Origin of the sequence: Halobacillus litoralis, from assembly GCF_004101865.1 — a bacterium.
Classification (GTDB): domain Bacteria; phylum Bacillota; class Bacilli; order Bacillales; family Halobacillaceae; genus Halobacillus; species Halobacillus litoralis_A.
Map to the genome: position 1 here is coordinate 3087121 of NZ_CP026118.1, position 16078 is coordinate 3103198.

A 16078-nucleotide genomic window follows, 5' to 3' on the forward strand; every position below is an offset into this window, starting at 1 on the left:
TTTAAGCAATAGTCAACAGGGAGAAAGAAACATTATTCATTAAACAATTCAGGATGGAAACCATGCGCAAAAGATTCGACTGAATAAGCCATTCGATTTCCTGGTAAAACACTTTCCAACGAAATTGTAACGAACCTTTCCTTTTTCACACTTTCTAATTGAGATAGAACTGGATGGTTTTTGATATCTTCTATTTTCTGCTCTATTGCAGGTTTGTCATAATCGTGGACCAAAATTACATCCGGATCTCTGGCTAATACTTCTTCGTAACTTACCGTAGCCCATTGCTTGTCGGTTAGGTTTTCAAAAATGTTCTTTCCACCAGCTAATTCAATGAGTAATGTTTCAAAGTTTGGACCTCCAGCAGTGAAAACACCTTCGCCGCCACTATCATATACAAGGACTTTGACAGGGTCCTTCTGTGAAACCTTTTCATTTATATTCGCTATCCTTTCTTTCTGTTCAGAAACAAAGGCCTCTGCTGTATCTTCTATTTCAAAAATCTTGCCGATATCCAAAATCTCCTCGTACATATCTTCTAACGTCGAAGCTTTATTCACATAGGTTGTAATACCATAGTCTGTCAATTCCTCAATATTTAAGCCCTCTTTACCAAATTCCCAGTCTATTCCGTATACAAAGTCTGTACCACTAGTTAATACAGACTCTCTAGTAGCTGACCCATATGTTAATTCTGGGATTTGTTCGTATACGTCTTCATACTCTGGTAATGCCCCACGGCTATGGTTATCCAGGCTGTTTCCAATGATATAATCACTAAGCCCTAATGCTATGAATAATTCTGTCGTATTTGGTCCCAGTGTTAATACATTAGTTGGTTTTTGGGTGATCGATAACTCTCTTCCGTAATTATCGATGATTAAAGATTCATCAGGTTGGGAAGATTCGTCATTATCAGCATGCCCATTACTATTGGATTCTTCACACCCTGCTATCATCATACTTATGGAACCAACCATTAACCATAACAACCATTTACATTTCTTCAAATTCACCGGCTCCTTAATTAATTATACTTTCTGGTAAGTAGGTAATCATTACTTTTTTTGTCACGGGATGCAGCCTTACATCCGTTTTAATATTAAAAACCTCATTGATATTTTCAGAAGTGAATATTTCTTCAGGAGTTCCGGATTTATAGATGGAGCCATTTTTCATTACATAGATTCTGTCACAGTACAGTGAAGCGATATTAAGGTCATGAATTGCTGAGAGTACGGTTGCGCCTAAGCCCTTGATTACATCGAATATTCTAAGTTGATGATGGATATCCAGATGGTTTGTAGGTTCATCTAACACGAGAAATTCTGTTTGCTGCGATAATACTCTTGCCAGCAGTACTCGTTGCTTTTCCCCACCGGAAAGGTATAGGAAATTTCTCTCTGCCATTTCTTCCATATCTACTTTTTTAAGAGCGTTTTGTATAATTTCTTTATCTTCTTTCTTGTCGCCTTCAAAAAGCTTTTTGTGAGGGCTTCTTCCCATAGCTACGATTTCGTTTACTGCAAAGTCGAATGGTAATGAATTGTCTTGTCCGATCACGCCCAGTTTTTTTGCTATTTCTTTTACCTTAAAATTGCGGTAGTTTTTCTCGTCCAAGTAAATAGATCCTGTGTCAGGGGTGAGAGCGCGGTATATATTTTTTAATAATGTGGATTTCCCACTGCCATTTGGCCCTATAATTCCGACAAATTCTCCATTAGCCACATGAATTGATATATCTTTCAGGATTTTATGATGGTTATAAGAAAAATTGAGATTTTCTACTTGCAGTTTCATATTTTGACTCCTTATTTTCTAGAATTTCTTTTTAGTAACCAAATAAAAAAAGGACCTCCAAAGATGGCGGTTAAAACACCGATGGGTAATTCTTCAGGTGCAATAATTAATCGAGCTGCAACATCTGTCCAAACGACTAGTATTCCTCCTAACAAAGCACTCACAGGCAGTACTTTTCTATGATCTGAACCGATAAGTAGTCTAGTGATATGCGGGATCATTAATCCTACAAATCCTATCGAACCACTGACGGCAATAGTCACACCTGCTAAAAGTGATGCGATCAATACAAGTATCGTTTGTAGAATATTCACATTGAACCCTAATGTCCCGGCAGTTTCATCTCCTGCCAATAGGGCATTCAGGGCTCGATAATTAATCAATAAAATAGTCATGCAAAGAAACATGGCTAATAAAGGTAAGGTCAAATAACCCCATTTAGCACCTGCTAAACTACCCGCCATCCAAAATGTTGCGTTATGTAATCCTAAAGCGTTGGGGGCGCTTAACGTAATCAGTTTTGTTATCGATTCCATAATAAGACCTATAGCAACACCTGATAATAATAATTGAGTCATATTAATTTTTCCATCCACTTTTGAAAGAGCATAAACCAATACTATTACGATTACCGCTCCTATGAATGCGCTTATAGATAGTGAATATGTACCTAGAAAGGAAAAAGTGCCAAATAACATCCCTAATGTTGCAGTGGCAGATGCCCCGGAGGATACTCCAAGAATAAATGGATCTGCTAAATGATTTCTTACTAGAGCCTGTAAGACAACTCCTGTTACGGATAAGGATGCGCCCACTATTAATCCTAATAGGACTCTTGGGAGTCGTAATCCCAATACAATACTTTCATCCAGCTGGTTCCAATCATTTCCTATCGTACTAGAGAAGAAGGGAACCTTACTGATCAGAATTTGTAATACTGTTGTTGGATGAACGGTTACTGGGCCCATTCCTGTCGCGAAAATGACTGTGCCAACCACCAATAGAATTAAAAATAAAAGGACAATGATCAAGTTGGTTTCTTTCAGACCTTTAGGACGTTGCGCTATGTTATTAAACATTTCTTTCCTTCCTTATACACTTATGAAATACTATACATTCAACTTTAAAGAATAAAAAACTGTAAAATCTTAGGTGCTCATCCATCCCATTATTCAACTCCCTTTAATAGTAAGAAGTTAACATATTTCTGAATTTCAGAATAGGGACAATTTTTAGATCCGATTCTCAGATGTAATAGATATTTGGAAAGAAACGAACTTGAGAGTGTAAGAAATGCTTAATCCTACTCGAACTCAGATAGTTTTTGAATTTTTATAAAAAAATGTAAAACCAGGCATGGTTTATATGGTAACGCTTACCAATTTCTTTTTATGTTAGGTTTCCTTACATTACGTGTTGATTATCTTACACAATATGTTATATTATTCAGCATATTAAAAATATTTGGAGGGTGACTATGTTACCAGCTTATGTAGGATATGTTCTGTTATTGGTTTTTGGATTATTCTTTACTCTTATCACTTTTATAATGCAGCGAAGAAGAAAACAAGCGATGACAGCTGAACAGTTCAGTACGGCAGGTAGAAGTGTAGGGGTTGGATTAGCGAGTGCTTCCATTATTGCTGCTTGGACCTGGGCCGCGACACTGATGATGTCTTCTTCCACTGGGTATCAATACGGTATTAGTGGTCCTTATTGGTATGCTGCAGGCGCATGTATACAAGTATTACTGTTTGCGATTGTTGCTATCAACTTGAAAAAGCGAGCTCCTAACGCCCATACGTTTTTAGAATTCATTGGTCAGCGATTTGATAAGAAAAACCACCGCTTAATTATGGGGTTTGCTTTAATGACCAATATTCTCGTGACATCCATGGTAGTTCTTGGTGGAGCGATTGCCTTAAACTCTCTCACGGGGATGAACATTTATGTAGCCGCCTTTCTTATCCCTCTTACCTTCACGATTTACACCATGATCGGTGGACTGAAAGCCTCTTTTATTGCTGATTACTTTAATACAGTCATGATTTTTGCCATCCTTGCTATTTTTGCGACCGTCGTTTATGTGAAATTTGGAATCGACCCTATTTATGAAGGGCTAAGCAACATGCCATCTTCGGATTCCATGCTCACAATGGCCTCTGTATCTGGTCTGTTTTTCGGGATGATCAATATCATAGGAAACTTTGGTGCCGTATTCGTAGACCAGGCGTACTGGCAACGTGCCATTGCCAGTAAAGATAGCGCTGCCTCAAAAGCATACATATACGGTGGGATTTCGTGGTTTGCCATCCCGTTTGCGATTGCCACGTTTCTTGGAGTGAGTGCTGCCGGTCTTGGTATTTCGGTAGTATCCCCTGACTCTGTCGCGCCGGAAATGGCTGCCCACCTCCTTGGCGGTGTTGGTTCAATTTTGTTTCTAGCCATGCTGTTCATGGCCGTTATGTCTACAGGAGCTGCTGAACTAACAGCCATCACAAATATTATCGTTACAGATATTTACAGGAAATCAATTAACCCTAAAGCGAGCAGTGACAGGCTTTTGAATGTCTCTCGAAGAGTAACGTTAGGTTTTGGTCTGATGATGGGTGTGCTTTCAATCCTGTTGTTTAAAGTCGGTATCGGCTTAGGATGGGTCTATATGGCTATGGGTATTTTTGTGAGTGGAGCTGTCATTCCTGTAACTCTGGGATTGCTCTGGAAAAAGGCTACGAATGAAGGGACCTTCTATGGAGCTTCCGCGGGACTGATCTTTGGGGTAACAGCATGGTTGACATCTGCTTATCTCCTTTATGGAGAGATTAGTATAAGTACATTAGGAGAACTTCACTCAATGTTTTTTGGTAATATTACCGTTTTCCTTGTAAGTGGAACGATTTCCATTGGCCATGCTTTGATAGCCAATCAAGAGTTTGATTTTGAGTCACTGCAAGGTAAGTTCCGCAGCTTTGATGATGAGGAGAATGAGGAAGAAATCAAAGAGGAGGGAATGTTGTATGAAGGAAAACGGGCATCAGCTAAGTAAAGACGCGAAACTGTGTAAAAAATGGGCATTCGGGTTGACGGTGTTACTGATTATCGCCTTTCCGGGAATCATGTTCATCACAGGCTATTCCTATAGCCTCGGGTTTTTCAAGGGTTGGACTTATTTATCTTTCAGCTGGCTGATCATTGCTGGTCTATATATAGCGTTTCGCCCTGTTGTTGAATATATGAAAGGAGAGGGGGGCAAGCCGTAAGAACACCTTTGGACAGAGAGGAGGGGAGAGTGTGAAGTTAACTTCTAGAGAGATGGAAAAGCTCATGGTGGTCTCGGCCGCTGATCTTGCTCGGAGACGTCAGGGGAGAGGTTTAAAGCTCAACTATCCGGAAGCGGTCGCCATTATCACTTATGAGGTTGTCGAAGGGGCAAGGGATGGCAAGTCAGTAGCTGAGTTGATGCAATATGGTGCAACGATACTGGAGAGAGAAAATGTCATGGAAGGTATTCCGGAGATGATTCCTGATATTCAAGTGGAAGCGACGTTTCCAGATGGTGTAAAGCTTGTGACCATTCATGATCCGATTCGCTGATAAGGAGGGCAACGATGATACCAGGAGAATTTTTATTACGGAAAGAACCGATTGTTTGTAATGAAGGAAAAGAAGTCGTCCGAGTCAATGTATTGAATCGAGGAGACCGCCCTGTCCAAATCGGCTCCCACTTCCATTTTTATGAAGTGAATCCCTACTTGCAATTCGAGCGGGAGCAAACAAAAGGCAGGCATTTGAATATTCCGTCAGGCACGGCCGTTCGGTTTGAACCAGGCGATGAGAAAGAAGTCGAGCTGGTAGCGTTTTCCGGGGAAAGGAAGATTTACGGTTTGAGTAATCAGTTCAATGGGAGGGCCGATCTATGAGTTTTGAAATGTCGCGAAAACAATATGCTGAGATGTTCGGCCCTACAACGGGAGATGCCGTTCGCTTAGCGGATACGGACTTATTCATTGAAGTAGAAAAGGATTACACGACATACGGAGATGAAGTGAAATTCGGCGGCGGTAAAGTGATCAGGGACGGTATGGGACAGCATCCTTTAGCTACAAGCGATGAGGCTGTCGATCTTGTCATTACCAATGCAGTTATTTTAGATCATTCAGGCATTTATAAAGCTGATATCGGTGTTAAAGAAGGGTGGATTTCATCTATCGGGAAAGCAGGAAATCCTTTGCTGATGGACGGCATCGATATTGTGATTGGCGCCTCAACAGAAGTCGTAGCAGCGGAAGGAATGATTGTCACTGCAGGCGGCATTGATGCTCATATTCACTTTGTTGCTCCGCAGCAAATTGAAACGGCACTTTCCTCAGGAATCACTACGATGATCGGAGGAGGCACAGGTCCTGCAACTGGGACGAAAGCAACTACTTGCACGCCAGGTCCATGGAATATCCATAAGATGCTTGAAGCAGCAGATGAATATCCGATGAATCTAGGGTTTTTAGGAAAAGGGAATTCTTCTAATGAAGAAGCCATTCAAGAGCAAGTGGAAGCCGGTGCTGTAGGGTTGAAGCTTCACGAAGACTGGGGAACGACAGCTTCATCCATTGATACGTGTTTAAGTATCGCTGACAGAAATGATGTTCAAGTTGCTATACATACCGATACATTGAATGAAGGCGGGTTTGTGGAACATACACTTCAAGCGATCAATGAGCGAGTCATCCATACCTATCATACCGAAGGAGCAGGAGGCGGACACGCACCAGATATTATTGAAGCAGCCAGTTATCCGAATATACTCCCATCCTCCACGAATCCGACAAGGCCTTATACGGTCAACACACTCGAAGAACATTTGGACATGCTGATGGTTTGTCATCACTTGGATCCAAGTGTACCGGAGGATATCGCTTTTGCGGATTCGCGTATTCGAAAAGAGACGATAGCCGCTGAAGATATCCTTCATGATCTCGGGGTATTCAGCATGATTTCTTCCGATTCCCAGGCCATGGGGCGTGTAGGAGAAGTTATTATCCGTACGTGGCAAACAGCGGACAAAATGAAAAAACAGCGCGGGGCGTTGGAAGGAGGTCACGATAAAAAGGACAACTTTCGAGCCAAACGATACATTGCTAAATACACGATCAATCCGGCAATTACACATGGGATTTCCGATTACGTCGGCTCAGTGGAAAGTGGGAAACTAGCTGATTTAGTGCTGTGGGACCCGAAGTTTTTTGGTGTAAAGCCGGAACTTATTCTTAAAGGCGGGATGATCGCACACAGCCTGATGGGAGACCCTAACGCAAGTATTCCTACTCCCCAACCCGTATTTTATAGAGAAATGTTTGGTTCTCACGGTCAAGCGAAAGACAAAACATCACTGACGTTTTTATCGAAAAAGGCTTATGAGAGCGGCCTGCATCATGAATTGGGTTTAAAGAAACAGGTGCGACCGATTTCTGGTGTCCGTGAGTTAACGAAACGATCGATGATCCATAATGGAGAGACACCGAAAATCGAGGTGGACCCACAAACATATATAGTAAAAGTAGATGGAGAAGTCATTGAATGTGAACCTGCGGAGACGGTGCCTTTAGCGCAACGATATTCCTTATTTTGAGGTGAAGAAAATGATCATTGAAAATATAGTCGGAAACGTAGCTAATTTAGAAAAACGAGCTCCTCATATTGAATACGTATACTTGGAAAGCGATCAGCTTGTCAAAAGGATTCAGCGCATGACAACGGACCATGGCAATGAGATTGGGATGAGATTATCCAAAAATGAAGAGCTTTCGGACGGAGACGTATTGTATATGGATGAAAAAAATATGGTCGTCATTTCTGTGAAAAAAGATGATGTCTTGGTCATCAGCCCAACATGCATGCAGCAAATGGGGGATATCGCCCACCAGCTGGGAAACCGTCATTTGCCCGCCCAGTTTGAAGGGGAAGAAATGATCGTCCAGTATGATTACTTGATCGAGGAATTGTTGCACCTGATAGGTGTGCCGCATAAGCGAGAAAAGAGAAAGGTGCCTGAGCCTTTCCGCTATATTGGACATCACCATGACTAATGGATTGATGCCGCTTTTGCAGCTTAGTGACTCTCAATTTCCCTCAGGAGCCTTTTCTCATTCTTTCGGATTTGAAACGTATATTCAAGAGGATGTAGTGACGGGAACGGAGAGCTTTAAGCAAGCGCTGGTTGTTTTTTTAAAGAAGCAGTTGATCTTCAATGATGGACTGGCTTGCCGTCTAGCTTATGAAAGTATAGAAAATGGCACCCCTGAGGATCTTTTGGACATCGATCATGTTTTGTTCGCTACTTGTGTAGCACGAGAGACGAGAGAAGGGAACCGAAAGATGGGAGAACGAATGGCCAAGCTGTGCATGGAATTGTATCCATCGCCTGTTTTGAGTGAATACTTGGCCAGGGTCAAGAAAAAGGAAGCTTATGGTCATCCTTCGGTAGTTCTTGCAACAGTTTACCATTCATTGGATATTCCCGAAAAAGCGGCGTTAGAGACATTCTTGTTCACGAACTTGTCCTCTCTTGTGCAAAATGCGGTCAGGGGAATCCCGATCGGGCAGACCGATGGGCAAAGGATTTTAGTAGCCCTGCAACCGTTCGTGGAAGAAGCGGTCCAATCGATTTTGGATCTTTCTTACGGTGATTTAGGTGCGGGAGGCCCGGGTCTAGAAATTGCCCAAATGCATCATGAACGGTTGAATGTGCGCTTGTTCATGTCTTGAACGAATTCTACCAAATATAAAGGAGTGGATACGATGGAACCGATTTGTATTGGAGTTGGAGGTCCTGTCGGTGCAGGAAAAACGATGCTTGTAGAGAGAATAACCAGGGATCTTAAGGATGAATTGAGTATGGCAGTCATCACGAACGATATCTATACAAAAGAAGATGCGATGTTTCTTTTGAAATATGGGGTATTGGAAGATGATCGAGTAATTGGAGTAGAAACAGGGGGGTGTCCTCATACGGCGATTCGAGAAGATGCCTCGATGAACTTTTCGGCCATCGATGAATTGAAGGAGCGCCACAGTGACCTCGATTTAATCTTTGTAGAAAGTGGCGGCGATAACTTAGCGGCAACCTTCAGTCCTGAACTGGTGGATTTCTCGATTTATATTATCGACGTGGCTCAAGGAGAAAAAATTCCTAGGAAGAATGGACAAGGCATGATCAAATCGGATTTATTTGTTGTCAATAAAACAGACCTTGCTCCCTATGTAGGGGCAGACCTGGATATTATGAGACAGGATACAATCAAAGCGAGAGGAGAAAAGCCATTTGTTTTCACAAACTTAAAGACTCAAGATGGTTTGGATGAAGTGATCGATTGGATCAAATCCAATGCCTTTCTTAAAGGGTTGAAAGCATGAGTGAAACGGGCTTTCTAAGCCTTGATGTGAAGAACCGCAATTCGAGGACCATGATTCATGGTTATTATGAAGGAGCATTTAAATATACTCGTCCTGTTCGCCTGGATGATGATTCCCTGTCTGTCTATCTTATTCATGTAGGCGGGGGTATGTTGATGGAGATACATACGCATCTACAATTAGATTGGAAGAAGGAGCTGAACTTGCGGTCACAAGTCAAGCCTCCACAAAGGTGTATAAATCACTTTCGAAGCCAGTGGAACAGCGTACGACGATTCACCTTGGTGCTGGTAGTGTCCTTGAGTACTGTTTGGATCCATTGATTTTGTATAAGGGAGCTAGGTTTATACAAGACACGACGATTAAGATGGACCGTGACTCTTCCTTTTTTTACAGTGATATCATTACTCCAGGCTGGTCTGAAGATGGATCGAACTTCCGCTATGACTGGGTAAGGAACAAATTGAAAGTCTACCAAAATGGAAAGCTCGTTTTGTTTGACCATCTTTTACTAGAACCGGATGAGGAACTAGAAGGGGTGTTGCAGTTAGAGGGACACACACATGTAGGTTCTTTCGTCATTTTCCATCCGAAAGCTTCTCGTGAATTTGCTGAATTGTTATATGAAAATGTAAACGAGGTTTATCCTCATGTGCGTTTCGGTATTTCAGATATGGATGATGGCGGGATTGTTGTGCGGATTTTAAATGATCGTACGCAGACAATTGAGAAGGCCATCTCACACATCCACACCTTTGCAAGAAAAGAATTATTAGGCAAAGGGAAGATTTCTTGGAGGAAGTATTAATAGAAAGTTGAAAAATGGCTGGTTTAGGGTTGTTTTCATACTGGGCAAAAGCTGGCCATCTTATTTTTAGTGATAACAGAGGCGATCAACGATCGCCTCTGTTAATATATGTCCACCATATACACCCTAATCGTGGTTAGTAGGGTGAGGAGTCTTTCGATGTATAACACAACGTTTGACCTCTTGGACGTTTACTTTATTATATTTTAGAGTAGAGACTCTGCTTTTATTAATTGTCTTGCAGAGTGGTTTACTTCTGAATAAACTTTTCTTAGTGGAATATCATTCTTTAGCGCGATTTCTTTTGCATCTTCAAATTCAGGAGTGACTTTGTAAATATGTTCTCCCTTAAACCCTATTTTAACGCTGACCAATCCATAGACCGTTTCTACCTGATCCATTCGTCTGGAAAGGATGGATCGATCGCACTCCATTCTCCGCACGCCAAATGTACTTGTTTCCCGTAAAAGGAGATCTTCAAATGTCACCGAATCTTCCGTCTTTGCAAGCAATGTGATTAATGTGCCAGGGCGGCTCTTTTTCATAGTGATGGGGGTGTAATAGATATCAAGCGCTCCCATGCTTAAGGCTTTTTCCATTACATAACCGAGTGTTTCCCCTTCCATATCATCCAACTGGCACTCCAGTACGGTTATACGTTCGGTACTGGGGTTCTCTTTTGTTTGAAAGAGAACCGCTCTTAATACGTTAGGGTGATCGAAATCTTTCTTTCCTGCACCGTAACTGATTTTGTCGATAGGGAGGGAAGGCAGATGACCGAAATCCTCGACTAAAGCTTTTAGGAAAGCAGCTCCTGTGGGAGTAGTCAGCTCTCCCTCAGCTTGAAAATCGGCAAGAGGAATACCGATCAGGATTTCAGCTGTGGCTGGTGCGGGCACTGGATAGAGTCCATGTGCAATCTGAATTTTACCATATCCCGTGGGGACCGGAGCTGCGCTGATAGATTCGATCGCTAAGCTCTCAAGCGCAAGACAGACTCCAATAATATCCAAAATTGAATCCATTGCCCCCACTTCATGAAAATGAACATCATCAGGGTCCATTCCGTGAATTTTGGCTTCAGCTTCAGCAATTACTTTAAAGATCGCAGTACTTCTCACTTTGACCCTTTGCGGCAGCATACTTTCCTCGATCATACGAAAGATCGAAGAGGCATGCCGGTGGTTATGGTGATGCTCATGAATGTGGTCATGGTTATGGGCATCTGGATGAGTAGGGTGGTGGTGTTTTTCTTCCGGAAATCGAAGAATGAGCTCTGTTGCATGGATACCATGCTTATCCACAGGACTGGTTTCCATTGTAAAAGGATCTATTGGCAGTTTTCTTAGATGTTCTTTAATGTAGTCGAGATCTGCACCTAGATTTATGAGAGCGGAGAGAGTCATATCTCCAGAAATCCCGTATTGACAATCCAAATATAAATGATTCATTTTTGTTCCCCCTCGCTGGCTAATTGTAAAATTAATGCTGCTTGGTAGGCAGCACCGAAACCATTATCAATATTGACTACGCTCATACCAGAGGCACAAGATGTAAGCATAGATAAAAGTGGAGTGAGACCTTCCATATGCGCCCCATACCCGACAGAAGTAGGTACTGCTATCACCGGACGGCGGACCAACCCACCGACTACACTCGGTAATGCGCCTTCCATACCAGCTACTACGATCAAGACACTCGCTTTTGTAATTTCCTCACGGTGAGCGAGCAATCGATCGATCCCAGCTACTCCTACATCGTAAATTCTTTTAACAGGACATCCCATCCATTCAGCGGTAAGAGCAGCCTCCTCAGCAACAAACAAATCGGAGGTCCCGGCACAAAGAACAATTATTTCCGATTGATACTGCTGAAGAGGTCTGCCGTATAGTAAGATTCGTGGAACAGAGTGGTAGACAGCTTCTGGAAAAAGGGCTGTAAGTTGTTCCGCTTTATCTTTAGAAAGACGTGTAACCATGACCCTCTCGTGTTTATCGATTAACAATTGCATGATTTGATAAATTTGTTCTGCCGATTTTCCCTCTCCGTAAATGACCTCTGGATAGCCCGTTCGCCTTTCACGGTCAGTATCTACTTTAGAAAACCCTAAGTCTTCAAAACTCATACAGATCACATCCTGTTCTATTTTGATAAATAATTTCTGCAAGACACTAACATAATGAAAAATATAAATATTACTTGTTTTCTATTAATTAGAGAATCAGCACAATTAAAAAGAGGGTTGGCCGCCTCCTTTTAATTGTGAGGAATAAGGAACTATTAAACTGCCTCGAACAACATCTTCCTACTTCCTATCCTCGTAATCTGATTAAGTATAATCTTATAAGATACTCAAAAGTACTGTATGACTGCTTCTCATCTTCTTTTTTAGAGAGTCCTGATTTTAGTTTCTTAATCTCTCATGAAAAGAAACTACTACAAGGGAATGTTTTACAGGTACGCGGTCTTGTAAATAATATATGAATTATCCGAATTTTTCAAAGTTTACTAGAATGGTCTGGTCGATTATAAATCCACATGGCTACTTGAAGAATCAGGGCATCTTCGAATTTCTTTGGATCATATCCGGTCTCTTTTATAATATTGTTCATTCGATAAAGAAGAGTATTTCGATGAACATACAAATCGTTAGCTGTTTGTTGCAAGTTTAAGTTATTTTTAAAAAAAGAGTTCAGTGTTTCAGCTTTGTTCTCATCGATACTCTTTAAAACTCGCTGTGAAAATCTCTTTGTGATTACTTCATCGATTTGAAAAAACAAAGCTTTAGCTTCGATTTGAGCGAAGGATAGAAGGTCATTGTCTGAATCACTTATTTTTAATGTGATATCGCAGTCCAGATAGGATTGACTGAACTTCTCAATTTCTTGGAAAGTGAGGCTGTAGGACATTCGAAAGACAATATTTAATCTTTTCATAAGGTGATAAATGGATTTCACCTTATTAAGCGCTCCCTCTTCCTCATGCCCTGATAGTGCGATGAAAACACGGTTTACGTTAATAAAACCAACAATAGCTTGGTTATTGCCTAAACATGTTTCTAGTTTTTGAATGAATACTCGGTTCAGGATGGGCTGCTCTTTAATTTGAATCACGATTGTGGTGAAAGGGGGGTGAAGTTGTAGACCGAGCAGGTTTAACCCTCTATGAATATCTTCTAAGGAAGGGGCGCTCTTGATTAGCTGTTCGATAATCATTTCCTTCGTCCGCTGCTTCCACTCCATTTGGGAAACGAGGAATTCCTGACGAATCATGAGTTCAGTTGTCATCTTAACGAGGTCACCAATATCCCCCATTTCATCAGGGTCCCCCGTAATCCCAATGACCCCAAGAATTTCGTTGTTAAAAACAATCGGGAGGTTTACTCCGGGCTGGGCACCTACCCACACTTCTTCATCGCTTGTATTGATAGCGAGGGTGCTTCTTTTTTTCAGCACTTCTACAGCACCTTCATGAACGGACCACACCCTTCTTTCGTCATGAGCAGCAATAATGATGCCTTCCATATTCATTATATTTACATTGCGATTCAATCTTAAGGATGTTTCCCTGACAATATCCTCGGCTATTTTTTTTGTTAATCCACTCAAACTATCCCCACCTTCTATTTTTTGTATAATCTATACAAATTCCTTATAAAATAAGCGGTTATTTATGTATGGTATGCCTATATACAAATTTAGTCAATATTCGTATAATTTTAACTAGTTAGTTTGGAAGCGTTTTCTTTGGAGGTTATTTTATTATGAAAATTATCATAGCACCTGATTCATTTAAAGGCAGTATGAGTGCAGTAGAGGCGGCAAATTCAATGAACAAAGGAATTCATAGCGTGTTTGAAAATGCGGAAACAGTCCTTCTTCCTGTAGGTGATGGCGGGGAAGGGACGATGGAAACTTTAGTGGCGGCGACAGGAGGTTATGAGAGAGAGGTGAAAGTTTCAGATCCTTTAGGTAACGAGGTTTCAGCTACTTACGGAATATTAGGGGACAGCAAAACATGTGTCATTGAAATGGCTACTGCTTCAGGACTCAAGCTCGCCCCTGAGGGTACTTCTCCATTAAATACGACTACTTACGGAACAGGTCAGCTCATTAAACAGGGGCTTGATGATGGATTTGCGAACTTTATTTTGGCTTTGGGAGGTTCGTCAACCAATGATGGGGGAGCTGGCATGCTGCAAGCTCTTGGAATGAAACTTTTGGACCGTAAAGGGAAAGAAGTACGTTTTGGTGGAGGTGCTCTAAATGAAATTTATGAAATTGACCCAAGGGGTTTTGATCAACGTATCAGATCAGGCAACTTCATGATTGCCTCTGATGTACAAAATCCACTTATAGGCAGTAACGGAGCTTCTTATGTTTTCGGTCCCCAAAAAGGCGCAAGTAAAGAGGAAGTGGAAATATTAGACACCAACATGGCACATTGGGCAGATAAAGTGAAACAGGTAACAGGAGTGCGTTTGCATGATCGCCCAGGTGCCGGGGCAGCTGGGGGGATTGGGGGCGCCTTTCAAGCTTTTTTTCCATCGGTAATGAACCGGGGGATTGACGTGGTGCTTGGTTACATCAATATGGAGGAACATCTGGAAGGAGCAGATCTGGTTATTACTGGAGAAGGAAAAGTTGACCGCCAGACCACTTCTGGAAAAACCCCAATGGGCGTAGCACAGTTGGCCAAACAAAAAGAAGTCCCTAGTATTATTATTGCTGGAGCAGTCGGAGAAGGTATTGATTCGCTTTATGACTTTGGTGTCGTCAGTGTAACTAGCATGATGAGTAGACCTATGACACTTAAGGAAGCGGTGAATGAGGCTGAGAATCTGTTAGCAAGCTGTACAGAGCAAGTGGTGAGAGCTTACTTCTATCAAAGTCTAGAGAGTAAAAGGAGGATGATGTTATGAGAATTAAAGATACAATTGAGAAAGTACCTGGAGGTCTGATGGTCGTTCCACTTTTACTTGGTGCATTGTTGAATACCATTGATCAAATGCATATTCCTGTGGTGATGAATGTATTACAAGCACTGGGAGCTCCTGAAACCGAGGAAGGTTACTTCGAGTTCCTGAGGATTGGCGGGTTTTCACAAGAACTGTTTAAAGACAGTGCTCTTGTGCTTATTGCCTTATTTCTTTTCTGTGTAGGAAGTCAGATGAACCTAAAAGTAGGAAAGGTTGCCATTAAAAAAGGAGCACTTATTACTGTTACCAAGTATTTGACAGGGCTTGGTGTGGGGATGGCTTTTGGTTATTTCTTTGATCCGATGAGCGGGTTATTTGGCCTTTCCACTCTCGCGATTATTGCTGGAATGACAAACAGTAATAGCGGAATGTACGCAGCATTAACTGGTCAATATGGTAATCGATCGGATGTGGGTGGTTTATCAATACTTGCGATTAATGATGGTCCTTTCTTAACCTTGTTATCCTTAGGTATCCTTGGAACTTCTTTTCCTATGATTTCATTTATCGCAGTATTGCTTCCGATAACTATAGGAATGGTACTAGGGAACCTCGATCCAAAAATCAGAGAATTCCTGAGACCCGGGGAAGCAATAACGATTCCATTTTTCGCTTTCTCTCTGGGGGCAGGAATGAATCTAGCAAACTTCTTTAATCCTACCGTGTTAACCGGTGGACTGACCATCGCGTTTTTAACAGTACTTCTTACAGGAGGAATGGGTATTCTTGCGTTTAAGCTGTTCAAAGAGAAGAGTTATATTGCTCCTGTATCGGAAGCATCCACGGCTGGAAACGCAGCGGCTACCCCCGCAGCCGTAGCCGCGGCAGCAGCCGGAGCAGCAGGATCTGGTGCCATGACACAGGCTGAAGCGGAGGCCATCCAGAATATTGTACCAATAGCAACAGCCCAAATATCCATATCTACCATTGCGACTGCTTTACTCTGCCCTGTGTTAGTAATTTTAGTTGATAAATATCAGAGAAGGAAAGGGATATACGGAAATCGAGAAGATCTCGGGACCCATTCTGAAAAAAGAGAAGTTACAGAAGAAGAGACAAAGAGAGTTGTAAATAATTGAATA

General features: G+C 41.8%; 17 protein-coding genes. 11 read left to right on the forward strand and 6 right to left on the reverse strand.

Going from position 1 to position 16078, the window contains the following annotated elements; genetic code table 11:
* Window positions 1–32 precede the first annotated feature (32 nt).
* Genes HLI_RS15360 through HLI_RS15370 form a run of 3 tightly spaced genes read right to left on the reverse strand, consistent with a single transcriptional unit; the run spans window position 33 to window position 2879 of the window.
* Window positions 33–1010, reverse strand: coding sequence for an ABC transporter substrate-binding protein (locus tag HLI_RS15360; protein WP_241655864.1), 978 nt, complete (start codon window positions 1008–1010; stop codon window positions 33–35).
* Between the two features lie 13 nt (window positions 1011–1023).
* Complete coding sequence (locus tag HLI_RS15365) at window positions 1024–1800, reverse strand: heme ABC transporter ATP-binding protein (RefSeq protein ID WP_128525796.1); 777 nt, start codon at window positions 1798–1800, stop codon at window positions 1024–1026.
* An 11-nt stretch (window positions 1801–1811) separates the two neighbouring features.
* The gene (locus tag HLI_RS15370; protein WP_128525797.1) at window positions 1812–2879 is read right to left on the reverse strand and encodes a FecCD family ABC transporter permease; all 1068 of its coding nucleotides are present in this window, start codon (window positions 2877–2879) and stop codon (window positions 1812–1814) included.
* Window positions 2880–3277: 398 nt separating this feature from the next.
* On the opposite strand from HLI_RS15370, the gene HLI_RS15375 reads away from it, so the two are divergent.
* From HLI_RS15375 to HLI_RS15415, 9 genes are all read left to right on the forward strand, one after another.
* Window positions 3278–4846 (forward strand): sodium:solute symporter family protein, encoded by a 1569-nt coding sequence (locus HLI_RS15375; RefSeq protein ID WP_128525798.1) that lies wholly within the window; start codon window positions 3278–3280, stop codon window positions 4844–4846.
* The gene (locus tag HLI_RS15380; protein WP_128525799.1) at window positions 4818–5060 is read left to right on the forward strand and encodes a hypothetical protein; all 243 of its coding nucleotides are present in this window, start codon (window positions 4818–4820) and stop codon (window positions 5058–5060) included. The genes HLI_RS15375 and HLI_RS15380 overlap by 29 nt, the downstream gene beginning before the upstream one ends.
* A 31-nt stretch (window positions 5061–5091) precedes the next feature.
* Window positions 5092–5394, forward strand: a complete 303-nt coding sequence (locus HLI_RS15385; protein ID WP_128525800.1) for an urease subunit gamma — start codon at window positions 5092–5094, stop codon at window positions 5392–5394.
* Window positions 5395–5408: 14 nt separating this feature from the next.
* Complete coding sequence (locus HLI_RS15390) at window positions 5409–5720, forward strand: urease subunit beta (RefSeq protein ID WP_128525801.1); 312 nt, start codon at window positions 5409–5411, stop codon at window positions 5718–5720.
* Window positions 5717–7426, forward strand: coding sequence for an urease subunit alpha (ureC, locus tag HLI_RS15395; RefSeq protein ID WP_128525802.1), 1710 nt, complete (start codon window positions 5717–5719; stop codon window positions 7424–7426). The genes HLI_RS15390 and ureC overlap by 4 nt, the downstream gene beginning before the upstream one ends.
* A gap of 10 nt (window positions 7427–7436) precedes the next feature.
* Window positions 7437–7883 carry an urease accessory protein UreE gene (ureE, locus tag HLI_RS15400; protein ID WP_128525803.1) on the forward strand — a complete coding sequence of 149 codons (447 nt, stop codon included), beginning with the start codon at window positions 7437–7439 and terminating at the stop codon, window positions 7881–7883.
* Window positions 7876–8562 (forward strand): urease accessory protein UreF, encoded by a 687-nt coding sequence (locus HLI_RS15405; protein WP_128525804.1) that lies wholly within the window; start codon window positions 7876–7878, stop codon window positions 8560–8562. Before ureE ends, HLI_RS15405 begins: the two co-directional genes overlap by 8 nt.
* 33 nt (window positions 8563–8595) lie before the next feature.
* The gene (ureG, locus tag HLI_RS15410; RefSeq protein ID WP_128525805.1) at window positions 8596–9210 is read left to right on the forward strand and encodes an urease accessory protein UreG; all 615 of its coding nucleotides are present in this window, start codon (window positions 8596–8598) and stop codon (window positions 9208–9210) included.
* Between the two features lie 184 nt (window positions 9211–9394).
* Window positions 9395–10018: an urease accessory protein UreD gene (locus HLI_RS15415; RefSeq protein ID WP_241655865.1), complete on the forward strand. Its 624-nt coding sequence runs from the start codon at window positions 9395–9397 to the stop codon at window positions 10016–10018.
* Between the two features lie 206 nt (window positions 10019–10224).
* Here HLI_RS15415 and larC read toward each other — a convergent pair whose 3' ends face one another.
* The 3 genes from larC to HLI_RS15430 form a co-directional block, all read right to left on the reverse strand.
* The gene (gene larC, locus HLI_RS15420) at window positions 10225–11469 is read right to left on the reverse strand and encodes a nickel pincer cofactor biosynthesis protein LarC (RefSeq protein ID WP_128525806.1); all 1245 of its coding nucleotides are present in this window, start codon (window positions 11467–11469) and stop codon (window positions 10225–10227) included.
* The gene (gene larB, locus HLI_RS15425; RefSeq protein ID WP_128525807.1) at window positions 11466–12143 is read right to left on the reverse strand and encodes a nickel pincer cofactor biosynthesis protein LarB; all 678 of its coding nucleotides are present in this window, start codon (window positions 12141–12143) and stop codon (window positions 11466–11468) included. Before larB ends, larC begins: the two co-directional genes overlap by 4 nt.
* Window positions 12144–12516: 373 nt before the next feature.
* On the reverse strand, window positions 12517–13626 hold the full coding sequence (locus HLI_RS15430) for a CdaR family transcriptional regulator (protein WP_128525808.1): 1110 nt from the start codon (window positions 13624–13626) through the stop codon (window positions 12517–12519).
* A 155-nt stretch (window positions 13627–13781) separates the two neighbouring features.
* Here HLI_RS15430 and HLI_RS15435 point away from each other — a divergent pair, with 155 nt between their 5' ends.
* Both HLI_RS15435 and HLI_RS15440 read left to right on the forward strand, forming a co-directional pair.
* Window positions 13782–14939, forward strand: a complete 1158-nt coding sequence (locus tag HLI_RS15435) for a glycerate kinase (RefSeq protein WP_128525809.1) — start codon at window positions 13782–13784, stop codon at window positions 14937–14939.
* The gene (locus HLI_RS15440; RefSeq protein WP_128525810.1) at window positions 14936–16075 is read left to right on the forward strand and encodes a 2-keto-3-deoxygluconate permease; all 1140 of its coding nucleotides are present in this window, start codon (window positions 14936–14938) and stop codon (window positions 16073–16075) included. Before HLI_RS15435 ends, HLI_RS15440 begins: the two co-directional genes overlap by 4 nt.
* The last annotated feature ends 3 nt before the right edge of the window (window positions 16076–16078 follow it).